The sequence below is a fragment of the Hymenobacter siberiensis genome, assembly GCF_018967845.1.
Classification (GTDB): domain Bacteria; phylum Bacteroidota; class Bacteroidia; order Cytophagales; family Hymenobacteraceae; genus Hymenobacter; species Hymenobacter siberiensis.
This window is the reverse complement of record NZ_JAHLZZ010000001.1, coordinates 503117-520715: the sequence shown is the minus strand read 5'-3', so window position 1 is coordinate 520715 and position 17599 is coordinate 503117. Positions and strand designations below refer to the sequence as shown.

The 17599-nt window shown below is 61.2% G+C and carries 9 protein-coding genes; 8 read left to right on the top strand and 1 reads right to left on the bottom strand.

Annotated elements, in window-relative coordinates:
• Positions 1 to 60: 60 nt before the first annotated feature.
• Entirely contained in the window at positions 61 to 1005 is a 945-nt protein-coding gene (locus tag KQ661_RS02225) for a GAF domain-containing DNA-binding protein (protein ID WP_216679147.1), read from the bottom strand.
• A gap of 270 nt (positions 1006 to 1275) precedes the next feature.
• Here KQ661_RS02225 and KQ661_RS22705 point away from each other — a divergent pair, with 270 nt between their 5' ends.
• The 8 genes from KQ661_RS22705 to gcvH all read left to right on the top strand — a co-directional run bounded on the left by KQ661_RS22705 (position 1276) and on the right by gcvH (position 17585).
• Entirely contained in the window at positions 1276 to 1689 is a 414-nt protein-coding gene (locus KQ661_RS22705; protein WP_216685542.1) for a Sec-independent protein translocase subunit TatA/TatB, read from the top strand.
• Between the two features lie 49 nt (positions 1690 to 1738).
• Positions 1739 to 2209 carry a twin-arginine translocase TatA/TatE family subunit gene (locus tag KQ661_RS22700; protein WP_216679145.1) on the top strand — a complete coding sequence of 157 codons (471 nt, stop codon included), beginning with the start codon at positions 1739 to 1741 and terminating at the stop codon, positions 2207 to 2209.
• Positions 2210 to 2243: 34 nt separating this feature from the next.
• Positions 2244 to 3674: an Asp-tRNA(Asn)/Glu-tRNA(Gln) amidotransferase subunit GatA gene (gatA, locus tag KQ661_RS02210; protein ID WP_216679144.1), complete on the top strand. Its 1431-nt coding sequence runs from the start codon at positions 2244 to 2246 to the stop codon at positions 3672 to 3674.
• 319 nt (positions 3675 to 3993) lie between these two features.
• A complete protein-coding gene (locus tag KQ661_RS02205) occupies positions 3994 to 6042 on the top strand; it encodes a LysM peptidoglycan-binding domain-containing protein (RefSeq protein ID WP_216679143.1) in 2049 nt (682 codons plus the stop codon).
• A gap of 118 nt (positions 6043 to 6160) precedes the next feature.
• The gene (locus KQ661_RS02200; protein ID WP_216690787.1) at positions 6161 to 8431 is read left to right on the top strand and encodes an NADP-dependent malic enzyme; all 2271 of its coding nucleotides are present in this window, start codon (positions 6161 to 6163) and stop codon (positions 8429 to 8431) included.
• Positions 8432 to 8708: 277 nt separating this feature from the next.
• A complete protein-coding gene (gene ruvA / locus KQ661_RS02195; protein ID WP_216679142.1) occupies positions 8709 to 9314 on the top strand; it encodes a Holliday junction branch migration protein RuvA in 606 nt (201 codons plus the stop codon).
• Positions 9315 to 9541: 227 nt separating this feature from the next.
• Positions 9542 to 17038, top strand: a complete 7497-nt coding sequence (gene sov / locus KQ661_RS02190; protein ID WP_216679141.1) for a T9SS outer membrane translocon Sov/SprA — start codon at positions 9542 to 9544, stop codon at positions 17036 to 17038.
• 166 nt (positions 17039 to 17204) lie between these two features.
• On the top strand, positions 17205 to 17585 hold the full coding sequence (gcvH, locus tag KQ661_RS02185) for a glycine cleavage system protein GcvH (protein ID WP_168671491.1): 381 nt from the start codon (positions 17205 to 17207) through the stop codon (positions 17583 to 17585).
• Positions 17586 to 17599: the final 14 nt, after the last annotated feature.

Genomic DNA, 17599 nt, shown 5'->3' with positions numbered 1-17599 from the left:
CATTGACGCGGCGAACGTCAGCTTTGTCGGGTCTGGAGCAATTGCAGCAGCTGGCCGGGCCTAAACCAGCGTGAGCCGATTGAGCAGCCCAGCTTTGTAGGAGCTGCCAATGGGTACGCGCATGGGCGTGCGGACAGGGCCGTTGGCCGAGCTGCCGTCGAGCAGCGCCGCATCGGCCTCGATGGCCACAATACGGTCGAGCCGCACAATGTATTTGCGGTGAATGCGGGCGAAATCACGGCCGGGCAGCTTGGCTTCGAAATCCTTCATGGTGCCGTACACCGTGAGCCGCTCGCGGGTGGTGTGCAGGTTCACGTAGTCGCCAAGGGCCTCCACGTACTGCAACTCGGCGGTGGTCACGCGCACCAGGCGCTGGTCCTGCTTCACAAAGATTTCGGCGCGGCCGTTGCTGAACAGCGAATCGCCGGTGCTGTTGGCCATGCGCAGCATGCCGTCCAGCTTCTGGCGCTCGTCTTCGAGCTGGGCGCGCACGCGACGCAGCTCCAGGTGGGCCATTACCTGGCGGGCCAGCACGCGCAGGGCCTCGCGCTGGTCGGCGGTGAGCTGGCGGGGTACGGTATCGAGGGCGCACAGCGTGCCCAGGGGCTGGCCATCGGGCGAGAGCAGGGGCGCGCCGGCGTAGAAGCGGATTTTGGGATTGCCCGTCACCAGCGGGTTGTCGGCAAACCGGGGGTCGAGGGCCGCATCGGCTACTTCGTACACACCGGGGGCCCGCATGGCATACTGGCAAAAGGCATGCTCGCGGGGCGTTTGCTGCATGTCGAGACCCACGCGGGCTTTAAACCATTGCCGCTCGGTATCAATCAAAGAAACCAGCGACATGGGCGTGCCGCAGATAAACGCCGATAGCTGCGCCAAATCATTAAAAACCTGCTCCGGGTCGGTATCGAGAATGTTATAGCTATGCAGCGTTTCCAGACGCTCGGGCTCGTTGACCTGCCGCAACGGAACAGCAGCAAAATTCGTGGTCTTGGATGATTTCACAACGGATTGGGTTAAGGAAGCACAGCCTAACTCCTTCGCAATGAGAAAGACTGGTTTATGGAATAACAAAGCTAGTTGGCGATGACAAGTTAGATGCTGTGATGTCGGCCAACCGTAATTATAGCCCGTTCAACCCCGGCAAATCCTCCGCCGAAGGTGTCCTTCGTCATCTAAACAGCTCTATTGGGTATCTTTGATACTCCAAAAGGCGTTCGGCTGCGTATATCTTCTTTTCTCACCCTTTACTGGGCCCAAGTGCCCCCCTTTTCTATGCTTCATTCCTTGTTTCTGATTGGTAGCTTCGGGACCACCGAAATGCTCCTTATTCTATTCGTTGTTATTCTGTTATTTGGTGCCAAGCGTATTCCGGAGCTGTTCAAAGGCATGGGCCAGGGCGTGCGCGAGTTCAAGGACGCCAGCACCAAGCCCGAAGACCAGCAGCCGCAGTATCGCGACCAGCCGGCTCCTCTCTACCAGCAGCAATACCCCCAACAGGGCCCTCCCGCTCAGGGCTACCCGCAGCAGGGCTACCCCCAGCAGGCACCTCCCGCTCAGGGCTACCCCCAGCAAGGCTACCCCCAGCAGCCGCAGCACAACACGTATGCGCAGCCGGGCCAGCCGGGCTACCAGCAGCCCGCCCCGCCGGCCTACAACCCCAATGACCCCAACCAGCAGCTCGGCTAAGCCACTGCTCGTTTCTATATTTATCTAGTTTAACACGTAGTTAAAAATCATGCAAACCCCCCTCATTCTATTTCTAGGCGATATCGGCGGCTCGGAGCTGATGCTGATAATGGTTGTTATCCTCATTTTCTTTGGGGCCAATAAGATTCCGGAGCTGGCCCGGGGCCTGGGCAAAGGCATCCGCGAGTTCAAGGACGCCAGCACGGAAATCCGCCGCGAATTTGAGCAGGCCGGCCAGCCCGGTCAGCCCAACTACAACCAGCAGCCCAACCCCAACTACCCCCCTCAGCAGCAGTACCCCACGCCGCTGCCGCAGGCCCCGGCCCCGGTGGCGGAAGCCGGCTCCGGCTTCGATCCTTGGGCTACGCCTGCTGCGGCAGCCGTTACCACCGCTCACCCCGAGCCCACCAGCTACCCCACGGCCGATGCGCCCTACGTAGCCCCCGCGCTGCCGCCCAACATGGCCCCCGAAGGCACCCAGCCCCGGCAGCCCTACATCCCCGCCAACCCCGACGCTTAATTCCTGAATCGGTCACCTAAAATCTGCAAATAGTTTGAAGCGTTTTCAGTCTTTATCCGAAGTTCGTAGCGAGCTGACGGCGGGCACTATGTCCTGCCGCCAGCTCGTTGAGTATTACCTGGGCAACATCGAGCGCCAGAACCCCACCCTCAACGCTTTCCTGGAAGTGTGGCCCGACGAGGCCCGCGCCCAGGCCGATGCCGTGGATGCCAGGTTAGCTGCCGGCACAGCCGGGCCATTGGCCGGTATGGTCCTCGGCATCAAGGACGTGCTGGCCTATGCCGGCCACTCGCTGCAAAGCAGCAGCCTGATGCTGGACGGCTTCAAGTCGCTGTTTACCGGCACGGCCGTACAGCGCTTGCTCGATGCCGATGCCATCATCATCGGCCGCCAGAACTGCGACGAGTTTGCCATGGGCGGCTCGAACGAAACCTCGTACTTCGGCCCGGTCCGTAATGCCGTGGACCCCAGCCGGGTGCCCGGTGGCTCGTCGGGCGGCTCGGCTGTGGCGGTGCAGGCTGATATGTGCCTGGCCTCGATTGGCTCCGATACGGGCGGCTCGGTGCGCCAGCCGGCTGCGTTCTGCGGCGTGGTGGGTTTTAAGCCCACTTATTCGCGCATTTCGCGCTACGGCCTGGTGGCCTTTGCGTCGTCGTTCGACCAGATTGGGCCCATCACCCGCTCGGTGGCTGATGCCGCGCTGCTGACCGAAGTAATGGCCGGAGCCGATGGCATGGACAGCACCGCCAGCCAGCGCGAGGTGCCCGCCTACAGCCAGCAGCTCACGCCCGCCGCGCACTACCGCATCGGCTACATCGCCGATGCCGTGAACAGCCCGGGCCTGAACCCCGAAATAAAGGCGGCGATGGAAACCCAGCTGGACCTGCTGCGCGGCCAGGGCCACGTAGTAGAGGCGGTGGATTTCCCCTACCTCGATTTCATGATTCCGACCTACTACATCCTCACCACCGCCGAAGCCAGCTCCAACCTGGGCCGCTTCGATGGCGTGAGGTACGGCTACCGCGCCCCGGATGCCACGGACCTGGAATCCCTCTATAAAAAGAGCCGCGCCCAGGGCTTCGGGGCCGAAGTGCAGCGCCGCATCCTGCTCGGCACATTCGTGCTCAGCGCTAACTACTACGACGCTTACTACACAAAGGCTCAGCGTGTTCGTCGCCTCATTAAGGATAAAACCGACGAGCTGCTACGCCAGTACGATTTCCTGGTGCTTCCCACCACGCCCACCACGGCCTTCAAAATCGGCGAGAAGCTGGACCCGGTTTCGATGTACTTGGCCGATATTTTCACGGTGCAGGCCTCGCTGGCCGGCGTGCCCGCCATTTCGGTGCCGGTAGGGGAGGACGCCGCCGGCCTGCCCATTGGCCTGCAGGTAATGGCCGGCTCCTTCCGCGAGGCCGAGCTGCTGGCTTTTGCCGGCACCCTCACCGAGGAAGTGGTAGCTTAACGCTTGTTATTCAGTAGTCAGTCGGCGTATTGCCCGCTGGCCCCCACGAATGCCCCGGCCTGCTGGCCGGGGCATTTTTGTTGAAAGGTCATCCCCGAAGGGCCTGGCTACGTATCAGGATTTTTTTGTTGGCATCTCTACAAGTTCTTTACCTATAGCCTATCTTAGTGCTATGAAGCAAGGGATTAAGCACGTAAAAACCTCCCGTTCCCGCCCCCTTTGGCTGGGACTGGCGCTGCCTTTTCTGTTGTTGCAGGGTACGGTTGCCAAAGCCCAACGGGGGACGCAGCGCGATTCGACGGGCCGGGTAATTTCCACAATGCCAGCCCTGTTGGATGATACCATGCGGGTGCGCCTGGAATTGCAGCCCGACTCGTTGGTGGCCGTGCCGGTACCGCCCGTCGACTCGGCCCGGCTGGAGTGGCTGCGCACCCCGCCCACCGTGCGCGACCTGGTGGGCGACCGGGTGGGCTGCATTGAAACCGATGCCCCGCACCAGTTCAATAATGCGGTGATGGCCTACGTCACGCTCTTCACGGCCCGCAACCGCAGCTACATGCAGCGCGTGCTGGAGCGCGAAAACCTCTACTTTCCACTTTTCGAGAAATACCTGGCGCAGTATAACCTGCCCCTCGACCTGAAATACCTGGCCGTGGTGGAATCGGCCCTGATACCTACGGCAAAGTCGCCGGTGGGCGCTACTGGTCTTTGGCAGTTTATGGGGCCCACGGCCGGCGACCTGCGCCTAAAGCGCGACGAGTGGATTGACGAGCGCATGGCCCCTGAGAAGGCCACGGAGGCTGCCTGCAAGCACCTGCGCTACCTCTACGGCGTGTTTCACGACTGGGAGTTGGTGCTGGCCGCCTACAACTGGGGGGCGGGCAGCGTGCAGCGCGTGATACGCCGCACCGGTAAAAAGACCTTCTGGGACCTGTACCCCTACATGCCGGCCGAAACGCGCAACTACGTGCCCACCTTCACGGCCATCATGTATAGCATGAAGTACGCCGAGGCCCACGGCCTGCGCACGCCCACGCTGCGCTACCAGTATGCCGAGCCGATGGACACGCTCAGCCTGCGCGGCCGCGCCTTCGACCTGCGCCGCCTGAGCCAGGCCTGCGGCTACGATGACTCGCTGTACCTCACGCGCTTCAACCCGGAGCTGCGGCGGGCGGCGCTGCCGGCCGGCTACCGGTCCTACGTGGTGCGGTTTCCGGCGGCGGCGGCGGTGCATTTTGGCGAAGCCGACCGCAATACGTTGCTCGATTACTGCCAGCCGGCTACCGAGCTGCCCCGGCCGCTGGCCTTTCTACCACCCCGCCTCGAAGGCGTGGAGCCGTGGGGGAATCGCTCGCTGCTGGCCGCCACCACCGGCCCCCGGGCCGATGACGCGGAAGCCGCGCCCCGCTTCCGGCGGGTGCCGCACAAAGTACGGCGCGGCGAAACTCTGGCCAGCCTGGCCGAGCGGTTTGACGTGAGCCAAAGCCAGCTGCGCCGCTGGAATGAGCTGCCCAAAGGTCGTTCGCTGAAGCCCGGCCGTGAGCTGGTGGTATTCGTGCCGATTCCCGTTGCGGCCCCCGGCAAGTCCGCAGAATCCATCGCGGCCGTGCCGGTAGCAATGCCGGTTCCTGCCGTGCGCGTGCGCCCAGCCGTGTCTGATGAGGAAGCGGTGGCCCGCCATGAGCAGGCCGAGGCCAATGCCCGCGAAGTAGCGCGGCTGCAGGAAGTAATCCGGCGGGAAAAAATGCAGGAAGTACACTTAGCCGCCATCAGGCAGCGGCAGGCCGTGCAGCAGGCGGCTGCCGAGGCGCAGGCCCGGATTGCGGCCCGCCGACAGGCGCAGGTTGCCAGTCTCGCTGCCAGTGCCAAACGTGCCGAAGCTAAATCCGTGGTGCCCGTGGCCGAAACGGATACGGAAGCTCCGGTGCAGACTGCTTCGGCCGCTGCGCCCAAAGAAATCAGGGAAAATTTCGGTCCTTACCTCGTGCGCAAGGGCGACAATCTCACCAAGCTGGCCCGCGAGCATAATCTGACCCTGGCGCAGCTAATGGCCTGGAACGAGTTGGAGAGCGAAACCGTAACACTTGGCCAGCGGCTGGTATTTCAGGCTCCGGCCGAGGATGCACCCGCACCGCGCAAGGCGCTGAAAAATGCCTCAGCCCCCGCTAAGAGTGCCGTAGCGGCCGCGCCGCGCCCGGCTGTAGAGAAGCGGCTGCCGGCCTCGCAGGTGCATCTGGTGCAGCCGGGCGATACGCTGTTCAACATCTCGCGCCGCTTTGGTGTGAGCGTGCAGGTGTTGCGCGAGCTCAACCACCTGGCTTCCGATGAGGTGAAGCTGGGCCAGAAGCTGCTCGTGCCGCAGAGCTAAAGGGGTTGTATAACAGGTGTTAAGAAACTAAACCCAGCCTTGCCGCGCTTTTCGCGCTAATTTCGCCTTAGACGGCCGCGCTGCCCGCGTGGCCGTTTTCATGTTTGAAGAATTCCCGATGCTGAAAATAAACAAGCAAGACGCCCTCAATTACCACTCGCAGGAGCCCGCCGGCAAGCTCGAAGTGGTGCCCACCAAACCCATGAGCACCCAGCTCGACCTGGCCCTGGCCTACTCGCCCGGCGTGGCCGAGCCCTGCAAAGCCATTGCCGAAAACCCCGACGACGTGTACAAATACACCGCCAAGGGCAACCTGGTGGCCGTGATTTCGAACGGCACGGCGGTGCTGGGCCTAGGCAACATTGGCCCGGCGGCCAGCAAGCCGGTGATGGAAGGCAAAGGCGTGTTGTTCAAGAAGTTTGCGGGCATCGACTGCTTTGATATTGAGATTGATGCCACCGACCCCGACGAGTTTATTCGCATCGTGAAGTCGCTGGAGCCCACGTTTGGCGGCATCAACCTGGAGGATATTAAGGCGCCGGAATGCTTCCGTATTGAAACCGAATTGCGGGAGAAGATGAACATCCCGCTGATGCACGACGACCAGCACGGCACGGCCATCATTACCTCGGCCGCGCTGCTGAACGCGCTCGAAATCGTGGGCAAGAAAATCGACGAAGTGAAGCTCGTGGTGAGCGGGGCAGGGGCGGCGGCCGTGTCGTGCCTGCGCCTATATCTGGCGCTGGGCCTGAACAAAGACAACGTGGTGGTATTCGACAAGGACGGCGTCATCAACGCCCAGCGCACTAATCTGGACCCCATTCAGATGCAGTTTGCCACCAGCCGCGCCGTGACCACGCTGGAGGAAGCCATGACCGGGGCCGACGTATTCCTCGGCCTTTCGGCGGCCAACGTGCTGCCGGCCGGCCTGTTGCTGCTGATGGCCGACAATCCCATCGTATTTGCCCTGGCCAACCCCGACCCCGAGGTGAGCTACCAGCTGGCCATGGCCACCCGCGACGACCTCGTGATGGCTACTGGCCGCTCCGACCACCCCAACCAGGTGAACAACGTGCTGGGCTTTCCCTACATTTTCCGGGGCGCGCTCGACGTGCGCGCTACCGAAATCAACGAGGCCATGAAGCTGGCCGCCGTGCGCGCCCTAGCCGAGCTGAGCAAGGAGCCCGTGCCCGAAATCGTGAACAAAGCCTACGGCGACAATACGCTGGCCTTTGGCCGTAATTACCTTATTCCCAAGCCCCTCGACCCGCGCCTGATTACCAGTATCAGCCCGGCCGTGGCCAAAGCCGCCATGGAAAGCGGCGTAGCCCGCCTGCCCATCGAGAACTGGCTGGCGTATGAGGACCAGCTCCGCGCCCGCCTCGGCGTGAACCAGAAGCTGATGAACCGCATCACCTCGGCGGCCCGTGCCAACCCCAAGCGCGTGGTATTTGCCGAAGCCGACAACTACAAAATCCTGAAAGCCGCGCAGATTCTGCTCGATGAGGGCATCTGCAAACCCATTCTTCTGGGGCCGCAGGAAAAAATCGAAGCCATTGCCCGCGAAAGCAGCCTCGACCTCGAAGGGTGTGAAATCATCAACATTCTGAAGCAGGACGTCAAGCGCGACGAGTATGCGAGCATTCTGTACCAGAAGCGCCAGCGCCGGGGCATGACGCTCTACGAAGGCCGCCGCCTGATGCGCGAGCGCAACTACTACGCCGCCATGATGGTGGAAACCGGCGAGGCTGACGCCTGCATCACCGGCCTCACCAAGGACTACGGCAAGAGCATTATTCCCTCGTTGCAAGTCATTGGGACCGAGCAAGGCGTGAAGCGCGTGTCGTCGATGTACATCATTCAGCACAAGAAAGGCCCGTATTTCTTTGCCGATACCACGGTAAACATCAACCCCACGGCCGAGGAAATGGTCGAGATTATTGGCCTCACGGCCCGCGCCGTGCGCTTCTTCGACGCGGTGCCGCGCGTGGCGGTTATCAGCTATTCCAACTTCGGCTCGAACGCCGGGCCGCTGCCCGAAAAGACTCGCCGTGCTACCGAGCTGGCCAAGCAGCGCTTCCCCGACCTGCTCATCGACGGCGAGATGCAGGCCAACGTGGCCCTGAGCCCCGCCCTGCTGCAGGAGCATTACGGCTTCTCGCCGCTGGCCGAAAAAGGCGCTAATACCCTGATTTTTCCCAACGTAGAGTCGGGCAACATTGCCTACAAGGTGTTGCAGGAAATCAGTGGTACGGAGGTAATCGGACCGGTGCTGATGGGCATGCGCAAGCCGGTGCACATTATGCAGCTCGGGGCCAGCGTGCGCGACATCGTGAACATGGCCGCCATTGCGGTAGTGGATGCCCAGACGGGTAGCAAAGCGCTGTAAAAGCCGCAGCCAAATCCAGCTCGAACGTCATGCTGAGCGCAGCCGAGGCATCTCGCGTGTGGTAGTAACTCAATCGCTGGATTTAGTACTGCACGCGAGATGCCTCGGCTGCGCTCGGCATGACCGTTTTATGGGCTCTCGATTTGGATGCTCACATCTTCTTCATTTGACCCAAAATTTTTGGCTGAAAAGCCAGTAAATTTGGGAGATAAAAACCGGAAACTGGTGTTGCCATAGCAACACTTGTGTCTCTCTCTTCTCTTCCTTTCGCCGGCTTATGATTGCCTACCTCGACGGTAAACTCGCTTACAAAGACGCCACCCTTGCCATTGTCGACATTCTCGGCGTGGGCTACGAAGTTCGGATTTCGCTGGCCACCTACTCCAAGCTGCCGGCTGAGGGCGCGGCCACCAAAATATACACCTACCAGCACATCAAGGAAGACGGGCAGACGCTCTATGGCTTCCTCGACCCCAGCGAAAAGGTGCTGTTCATGCTCCTGATTTCGGTGTCGGGCATCGGGCCGGGCACGGGCATCGTGATGGTGAGCAGCATGAGCGTGGGCGAAATCCGCGAAGCCATTGTGAGCGAAAATGTACGGGCCATCCAGAGCATCAAGGGCGTGGGGCCGAAAACGGCCCAGCGCGTGATTCTGGAGCTAAAAGACAAGCTGCGCAAAGACGAGCTGCTGGCCAAAGCCGGCGTGGACACCGTGCCGCTGGCCCGCCAACACAATACGCGCCGTGCCGAAGCGTTGCAGGCCCTGGTAACCCTGGGCTTTGCGCGGGCCGCTGCCGAGAAACAGCTGGACCAGATTCAGCACAAACACGGTGGGGAGCTAAGCGTGGAGGAATTGATTAAATTTGCTTTGAAGTCGCACTGAGTCAGGATGGTTTTTAGCTGTTAGCGCATAGCTTTTAGCTGCTAGCTCTTACCTCGCTATTGGGGCGACTATGGGCTGACTCAATTTCGATTCGTTTCCGAAGGATTACCGACTATCGCCGATTCTAACCGGCTACCAGCTAACAGCTAGGGGCTAACAGCTCCAATAGCTACATCCACCTATCCTGCTTGAAATCCGGACAGAAATTACTCCCCGCGTCGGTTGTTATGGTTGCGTCGTTGCTGGCGTGGTGGGCTCAGGCTGCCCCCATTGCCGGCCCGCGCGCGACCAGCCTGTGGCTGCGCGCCAACCGGGTCCTGGCTGCCGATACTCCCCGGCCTGCCGGGGCGGTGGTGGATACCACGGGGCCCTATAAGCCGAGCCGCCGGCCCCGGGTGCGGGTGCACGACCGCCCGGGCAGCCCGTTCGGGCCGCACCGCCGCGAGTCGCCGCTGATTCTGCCCCTGCCCAAAACCGTGAAGCTTAATGTGGCCGTCGACGACAGCCTGACGCAGTTTGAGGTGCAGGAAAAAGTGGGCAAGGAGGTGGACTACCGCGACCCCAGCGTGCTGAGCTACAAGCAGTACACGGAATTTCAGCGGCGGCAGGCCATTAGCGACTACTACCGGCAAAAGGCCAAGGGCGGCATTACGGGGCCGGCCGCCGCCGCCGGCTCGGCCCAGGCGCAGCGCCTGATTCCGAAGATTTACCTCGGGCCGATTGCCAACCGCATTTTCGGGGGCAATTACGTCGACATCCGGCCGGCGGGCTCGGTCACACTCAAGTTTGGGGCGCGCTTCAACCGCAACGAAAACCCGGCCCTGACTTTGCGCCAGCAGAGCGTGGGCGATTTTTTGTTTGAGCAGAACATCAACGTCAACCTGTCGGGGGCCATTGGCACCAAGCTCAAGCTGGTGTTCAACTACGACACCAAGGCCGCGTTCGACTTCGACAACCAGATGAAGTTCGACTACGCGGGTGAGGAAACGGACATCATCCGCAAGGTGGATTTGGGCAACGTGAGCCTGCCGCTCACCAACTCGCTGGTGCAGGGCGGGCAAAACCTGTTCGGCATCAAGACCCAACTGCAGTTTGGCAAGCTGGGCGTGACGGCTGTGGCCGCCACCGTGCGCGGCACCGCCGACGAGGTCCGCATTCAGAACGGCGCGCAGAGCCGGCAGTACGAAATCAAGGCCAGCCAGTACGAGAAGGACCGGCACTTTTTCCTGGCCCAGTTCTTCCGCGACCGCTATGATGTGGCCCTGCGCAGCCTGCCCACCATCCAGAGCCAGATTACCATCAACCGGCTGGAGGTGTACGTGACCAACGACAACCGCACCACCGAAAACCTGCGCAACGTGGTGACGCTGATGGACCTGGGCGAGCCATTTCGGCTATACCAGTACGATAAGTACCACATCGGCACCCCCAGCATTCAGGCCCCGGCCAACAACCCCGCCAACAGCGAGTATGGCACGCTAACCGGGCCGGGCGCTACCCGTGATAACATTCAGGTCGACAACTTCTTGCAGGTAAATCAGGGACTGACCAAGAACGTGGACTTTGAGCGCGTGCGGGCCCGCAAGCTCGATGCCCGCGAATACACCTTCAACGCCCAGCTGGGCTACCTGAGCCTGAACACCGCCCTGCTGCCCGACCAGGTGCTGGGCGTGAGCTTCGAGTACATCTACAACGGCAAAACCTACAAGGTGGGGGAGCTGTCGGGCGACTACAACAACGTGATGCCCGACCAGGTCATCTTCCTCAAGATGCTGAAGGCCAGCAACCCCGGCGTGGGCATTGCCGACCCCACCCGGAACCCGAACAACCTCAACCTGCTCACGCTGAATACGCCGACCTGGGATTTGATGATGAAAAACATCTATCCCCTGAACGCCTCGCAGCTGCAGCGCGACAACTTCCAGCTGCAAATCATCTACAAGGACGACGCGACGGGCGTGGACCTGATTTCGCTGAAGGAAGGAGCCCAGGTAGCCAACCGGCCGCTGATTGAAGTACTGAACCTGGACCACGTTAACTCCAACAACGACAAGATTCCGGACGGCAACTTTGACTATTTCCCGGGCATTACCATTGACCCCGAGCTGGGCAAGATTATCTTCCCGAACGTGCAGCCGTTCGGCTCCTTCCTGCAAAGCCGGTTTACGGGCGAGCAGGCCCTGATTGACAAGTACGTTTACAGCGAACTGTACAACCAGACCCAGAGCGACGCCCAGCAGCGCCAGGAAAAGGACAAGTTTTTCTTGCGCGGGCGCTTCCAGGGCGGGGCGGCTTCGGACGAGATTAACCTGCCCGGCATTGGCATTGCGCAGGGCTCGGTGCGGGTGCGCTCGGGCTCGACGCTGCTCACGGAGGGCACCGACTACCAGGTGTTCTACGACCAGGCCAAGGTGAAAATCCTGAACCCGGCCTACCTGAACTCGGCCAATGAACTGCGGGTGGAGTTTGAGAAAAATGCCCTGGTGCAGGTGCAGCCGCGCAAGCTGCTGGGCGTGCGCCTCGACTACCGCCTGAACAAGGACGTGACCATCGGCGGCACGGCCCTGCACTTGCTGGAAAACCAGGCCCCCGGCATCAACCGCGTGAACATCGGCGACGAGCCGGGCAACAACACCATCATCGGGTTGGATGGCAGCATCCGGAAAGACAGCCGGGTGCTCACCAAGTACCTCGACATGCTGCCCTTTGTGTCGACGAAGGAGATTTCGACCATTGCCTTCAGCGGCGAGTTTGCCAAGCTGCTGCCGGGCCGCTCGCAGCTGGGCAACGGCGAAAACGGCGTGTCGTACATCGACGACTTCGAGAATGCCCGCACGCCTTATACGCTGGGCGGGCTGGCTTCTATTCCGGCCTGGCGGCTGGCCTCTACGCCGCTGCCCATTAAGAACAGCTCGGTGGGCGGGCTGGCCTACAACTACCAGCGCGCCAAGCTGGCCTGGTACACCGTGGACCAGAGCTACTATACCGGCGGCAGCATTGTGCCGGGCAACATTGGGGCCGGCGACCTGCTGAACCATTACACCCGGGGCATCAAGCGCGACGAGGTGTTTCCGAACAAGGACCTGGGCTCGACCGGCAACGGCTTCGAGTATAGCTTCGACCTGGCCTACTTCCCCGGCGAGCGTGGCCCCTACAACTACAACCCGAACGTGGGCACCGACGGCAAGGCGTTCAACAACGGCGAGCGGCCCGAAGACAAGTTTGCCGGCATCAGCCGGGCCATCACCTTCGATACCGATTTTGATAACGCCAACATCGAGTACCTGGAGTTCTGGATGATGGACCCCTTCCTGAAGAGCACCAACCCCAATGCCCCGGCCAGCCGCGTGAACATCACCGACCAGGATGGTAACGACAAGGCCAACGTGACCGGTGGCGACTTCGTCATCAACCTGGGTAATGTGAGCGAGGATGTGCTGAAGGACGGCAACCAGCACGAGTTCGAGAACGGCCTGCCCGTGACCAATGACCCGCAGGCCGTGCAGGACAACACCAACAATACGGTGTGGGGCCGCGTCACGCGCCAGCAGTTTCTGACCGATGCCTTCAACGCTGCGCCCGGCGCCCGCACGGCCCAGGACGTGGGCCTCGACGGCCTGAGCGACGACAACGAGCGGAATTATTTCAGCAACTACCCGCTGGCGCTGGGCACCGTGGCCCCGGTGTACGGCACCCTGCCCGACCCGTCGGGCGACGACTTTCGCCACCACCTCGACCCGAGCTACGACCAGAACAACACTAAAATCCTGGGCCGCTACAAGAACTACGACGGCTACGACGGCAATTCGCCCGAGAACAGCCAGCTCAGCTCCACCGCCTTTCCCGATAAGGAGGACCTGAACCGCGACAACGTGGTGCAGGACGTGGAGCGCTACTACGAATACAAGATGTCGCTGCGGCCCGGCAGCCTGAACGTGGGCTCGAACTACATCATTGACAACGTGAAGAACAACGTCAACGGCGAGGACGTGAACTGGTACCTGTTTCGGATTCCGGTGCGGGAGGGCTACAAGGTGCAGGGCAATGGCGGCAAGGATTTCGGCTTTAAGTCCATCCGCTTCCTGCGCATGTACATGACCAACTGGCAGGACCCCGTGGTGCTGCGCCTGGTGCAGCCGCAGTTTGTGGCCAACCAGTGGCGCCGCTTCCTGTACCCCATCGTGGATGCGCGCCAGGGCGGCATTTCTCCGGGCGGCAGCCTCACCGATGCCGACGCTTTCAATATCTCGACGGTAAGTATTGAAGAAAACGGCATTGCCGTGGCCAAGGGCAATAAAATCCCCTACGTGTCGCCGCCCGGCATCCTGCGCGATAAGGAGTACGGCAGCAGCAGCACCTCGCGCCTGCAAAACGAGCAGAGCCTACGCCTGGCCGTGGTGAACCTGCGCGACGGCTTCGCCAAGGCAGCCTACAAGAACATTGCCATCAACATGCTGCGCTACAAGCGCCTGCGCATGTTCCTGCACGGCGACAGCGACGACCCCACCACGCTCAGCGGCGACGTGCAGGCCTTCCTGCGCATCGGCACCGACTACAGCCAGAACTACTACCAGTACTCGCTGCCGCTGAAGCTGACCGCCGTGGGCGACCAGAGCCCCGCCGGCGTGTGGCCCGTGGAAAACCGCATTGATGTGTCGTTTCAGGATTTCATCGATGCCAAGGCCAAACGTAACCAACAGGTTAATCCTAACCTCCAGATTCCCTTCACGGTAACGCTGGCCAACGGCGCAACCATTACCGTACTGGGCAACCCCGACTTCTCGGCGGTGCAGGGCGTGATGCTGGGTATTCTGAACCCCACCGACCCCAGCATCGCGGAGAAAACCGTGAACCTGTGGGCCGATGAGTTCCGGGTGTTTGACTTCGAGCAGCAGGCCGGCTATGCCGCCACCGCCCGCCTCAACGTGAAGCTGGCCGACGTGGCCAACGTGACGGCCACGGGCAGCTTCACCAGCGTGGGCTTCGGCGGCTTGCAGGACAAAGTGCAGCAGCGCTCCGTGGACGACGTATTTCGTGGTGACCTGAACACGACCGTGGCGGTAGAGAAATTCCTGCCCCCGCAGCTGAACCTGCGCCTGCCGGTGCTGCTCCAGATTGGCCGCGAAAGCCGCTCGCCCCTCTACGACCCCCTCGACCCCGATACCAAGCTGGAGCAAAGTCTGCAGAAGTTCAAGAACACCGACGGTAGCATCAATACGTCGGCCCAGGCTGAGTACCGCAACAAGGTCATCGACCAGACCACCAGCCGCAGTATCTCGGTGCTGAACGTGCGCAAGGAGCGCGCCCTGCCCAAGCCCGGGGCCCTGCCCGCCAAGCCCAAACCCTGGGACATCGAAAACGTGGCCCTGAGCTACTCGATTACCGACCGCCTGCACTCCGACATTCGCACCGACCGCGACTACACCAAGGCCTACACCGCCGCCGTGGCCTACGTGTACCAGACCACGCCCAAGAACTACATGCCGCTGGCCAATTTCAAGGCGCTGGACAACCCGTACCTGAAGATTTTCCAGCAAATTAACTTCACCCCGCTGCCCTCGCGCTTCTCGTTCCGCACCGACCTCGACCGGCGCTACAACGAGCGGTTCCTGCAGCGCGTGCTAAACCCCGGCGAAGTACCCACTACGGCCGGTATTGCGCCCGTTATTCAAAAATCCTTCTTTATCAGCCGCATCTACGACCTGAAGTGGGACCTCACCAAAAGCCTGATATTCGACTACACCGCCACCAACCGGGGCGTGGTTGACGAAGGAGCCGGCCGCACCATCGGGGTGAGTGACGAGGCCATTCGCAACCGCAGCCAGCTGCAGCAAAACCTGCTGCGCGGCGGCCGCACCGTCAATTTCAACCAGCTGGTCGCGCTCACCTACCGGCTGCCGCTCGATAAATTTCCCCTCACCGACTGGCTGAGCGCCGATACCCGCTACGCCGCTACCTACGGCTGGCAGGCTGCCGTGCAAGGCCAGCGCGCTCTCAACAACCCCACCAGCGCCACCGACACGTCGACCTATCGAATCAACGTCGGCAACACGATTCAGAACAACGCCGAAATCAGCGCCAACGGTAAAATCGACCTGGTGAAGCTCTACAACAAGGTCAAATTCCTGAACATCATCAACAACGCGCCGCCGCCCCAGGGCCGGCCGGCGGCTCAGCGGTCCGCCTTCGGCGAGGCCAACGCGGCCACCCGGGCCGCGCCGGCCGCCGATACCACCCGCGAAAAGCTGCGCTTCGTGAAAGCCGTGTTGCGCTCGCTGATGACGGCCCGCTCCATCAACTTCACCTTCAGCCGTTCCAATGGCACGCTGCTGCCCGGCTACCTGCCCAAAACCAAGGCCTTTGGCCTCGATGAAACTTTCACCGCGCCCGGCGTGCCGTTCATATTAGGGCAGCAGCCCGGCCTGCAAACCCTCTACGACCGCGCCAGCATTAACGGCTGGTACACCGACCGGAGCGAGTTTCTGAACACGCCCCTGAGTTCGCTGCTCACGCAGTCGTTCACGCTGCGCACGGCGCTGGAGCCGTTCCGCGACTTCAACATTCAGGTGGATGCGCGCCAGCAGAAAGTCAAGAACCTTGATGCCTACTACCGGCACACCATCAACGAGCAGACCCTGCTGCCACTGAAGGACCAGTTCGATAATTACCTGCCCATCGTGCCCCAGACCCTGGGCTCGGGCTCGTTCCAGACCTCGACCATTACCATTAACACCCTGTTTGGCGACCTCAGCGCCAATGGCGAAACGTCGAAGGCCTTCCAGCGTTTTGTGGATAACCGCCTTTTCGTGCGCAACAAGCTGGCCTTGGCCAACCAAAGCCCCAACGCCACCTACGGCTACAACTCGCAGGATGTGCTGGTGCAGAGCTTCATCGACGCCTACCACGGCCGCTCGTCGGACGGCTACAAGGCCAAGGAGTTCAGCCCCTTCGCCGTGATACCGCTGCCCAACTGGCGCGTCGACTACAACGGCTTCGCCCAGCTGCCGCTTATCAAGCAGTATTTCAGCTCGTTCACCCTGAACCACGCGTACTCGTCTATCTACAGCATCGGTAGCTACACCACCAACAACATCTACTCCGCTGAGCCCACCTTCGGCTCGCCGGGCCTCCCGCCGACTACTCCCTTCAAGCCGAATGCCAGCAATCAGTACCAGCCCTACTACGTGGTGGGCCAGGTTAGCATTGTGGAAACGCTGGCTCCGCTCATCGGCGTCAACTTCCAGACGGTGAGCAAGGTAACCGGTCGAATCGAGTACCGCACCAACCGCACCGTGGCCCTGAACATTACCAATGCCCAGGTCACCGAGCTCTCGACCAAGGAGTTTGTGATTGGCTTCGGCTACGCCACCAACAGCCTCAAGCTACCCTTCAAAGTGGGCGGCGAGCAGCGCGTGCTGAGAAACAACCTCACCGCCCGCCTCGACCTGAGCATCCGCGACAACATCACCATCCAGCGCAGCATCATCGACTCGGCCGACCCCAACCCCACCAACCCCCAAGGCTTCGTGGGTCGCGCCCAGGGCCAGATTACCAATGGCTCGAAGACCTTCCAGCTGCGCCCCACCGTCGACTACTTGCTCAATACCCGTCTCAACCTGCAGTTCTACTACAGCCAGACCATCACCACGCCACGCATCAGCAACGCCTTCCGCAACTCCAACTCCGAAGGCGGTGTTCAGCTGCGCTATAGCCTGACGCAGTAGAAGTTAAGAGTGATAAATTAGGCGTTAAGAGTTGAGGTTTGGTAAATTATGGCAGGCAAAAAGCTCTGGCTACGGTTGCCGGTTCTACTTTTGAGGAATCGCCGCCGTTGGTTGCTCACTCCCGCCAACTCTTAACTCCTAACTCATCACTCTTAACTCCTTAAAAATGAACCTGCCCGCCACCCTGCACTACACCAAGGACCACGAATGGATTCGCGTTGAAGGCGACGTTGCCTACGTGGGCATCACCGACCACGCGCAGAAAGAGTTGGGCGACATCGTTTATGTCGACATCGACACCCTCGACAAAGACGTAGCCCAGCACGAAGTATTCGGCACCGTAGAGGCCGTAAAAACGGTTTCCGACCTGTTCAGCCCCATCACCGGCACCGTGCTGGAAGTAAACGACAAGCTGGGCGACGCCCCCGAAACCGTGAACTCCGACCCTTACGGCGACGGCTGGATGGTGAAAATCTCCATCGCCAAGCCCGAAGAGTTGGCCGAGCTGCTCAGCGCCGAAACCTACGGCGAGCTGGTGGGAGCCTAAAAAAGTAGCACGGC